Below are 1,267 nucleotides of genomic sequence, written 5' to 3'. Positions count from 1 at the left end.
CTCGGGAGCCTGACCCGCTTTCGCGGGCACTCGTGGTTGGTTGATCATGCCGCCGCGGTCGCGGCGGTGTGAAGGTTCTCGAACTCGGTCGGGGATAGGTTCCCGAGGCTGGTGTGCCGGCGTCGGGGGTTGTACCAGGCCTCGATCCACTCGAAGATCGCGGTCGCGAGTTCGGCTTTCGAGGTCCAGTGCTGCTGGTCGAGCAGCTCGCGCTGCATGGTCGACCAGAAGCTCTCGATCATCGTGTTGTCCACGCTCGAGGCGACCCGGCCCATCGAGCCGAGCAGCCCGGCCTCGCGCAGCCGGTGCCCGAAGACCCAGGACGTGTACTGCAGGCCCCTGTCCGCGTGGACGATCGCGCCGGGCTCGGGTCAGCGTCGCCAGGTCGCCATCTGCAGGGCGTCGACGACGAGTTCGGCGCGAATGTGGTCCGCGATGGACCACCCCACGACCTGCCGGGAGAACACGTCCAGCACCGCGGCGCAGTACACGCGGCCCTCGCTCGTGGGGTGCTGCGTGATGTCGGTGCACCACAACCGGTTCGGCTCCTCGGCGACGAACCTGCGACGCACCAGGTCCTCGTGCGGCGCGGGCGCGGGTCGGTGGCGGCCGCGTTTGCGCTGGTGGCAGATCCCACCGATGCCCGCGGCGCGCATCAGCCGCGCCACCCGTTTGCGACCGCAACGGATTTCGAGCCCCAGGCGCAGCTCGGCATGAACGCGCGGGGCGCCGTAGGAGCGGCGCGACATCTCGTGCACCGCCACGATCGTCGCCGACAGCTGCGCGTCGGCCACGGACCGCGCCGAGGGCGGCCGCGTCGACCAGGCGTGGAACCCCGAACGTGAGACGCCCAGGACCCGGCAGGCCACCGCGACCGGCACGCCGGCCGCGGCGAGGTCTCGGACCAGCCGGAACATCATTTTGGGAGGACGTTCTCCCGGGCGAAGTACGCGCTGGCGCGCTTGAGGATCTCGTTCTCCATCTCCAGCACCCGGATCCGCCGGCGCGACTCGACCAGCTCCTTGCGCTCCTCGCTGGTCAACCCCTCCCGGCGGCCGGCATCGACGTCGTCCTGAGCCATCCACCGACGCAGACACGACTCGCTGATCCCCAGATCGGCCGCGATCCTCGCGACCGGCTGCTGACCCGAACGGGCCAACTCAACGGCTCGCCGGCGCAACTCCGGCGGCTTGGCTGCAGGCATCCAGGACTCCTCTCCGAGGCGATCATCACCTCAGCGAAGGTGTCCACGGAAGCGGGTCAGGCT

General features: G+C 70.1%; 3 protein-coding genes. All 3 read right to left on the bottom strand.

The features are described from left to right. Positions 1-44: 44 nt before the first annotated feature. The 3 genes from CPE01_RS16230 to CPE01_RS16220 all read right to left on the bottom strand — a co-directional run bounded on the left by CPE01_RS16230 (position 45) and on the right by CPE01_RS16220 (position 1,204). Entirely contained in the window at positions 45-275 is a 231-nt protein-coding gene (locus CPE01_RS16230; RefSeq protein ID WP_146807844.1) for an integrase core domain-containing protein, read from the bottom strand. A 96-nt stretch (positions 276-371) separates the two neighbouring features. Beyond that, entirely contained in the window at positions 372-917 is a 546-nt protein-coding gene (locus CPE01_RS16225) for an IS3 family transposase (RefSeq protein ID WP_186811595.1), read from the bottom strand. Further along, complete coding sequence (locus tag CPE01_RS16220) at positions 917-1,204, bottom strand: transposase (protein WP_146807842.1); 288 nt, start codon at positions 1,202-1,204, stop codon at positions 917-919. Before CPE01_RS16220 ends, CPE01_RS16225 begins: the two co-directional genes overlap by 1 nt. Between the last annotated feature and the right edge of the window lie 63 nt (positions 1,205-1,267).

It is taken from the genome of Cellulomonas persica, from assembly GCF_007989825.1.
Classification (GTDB): Bacteria; Actinomycetota; Actinomycetes; order Actinomycetales; family Cellulomonadaceae; genus Cellulomonas; species Cellulomonas persica.
This window is presented reverse-complemented; position numbering and strand designations above follow the sequence as displayed.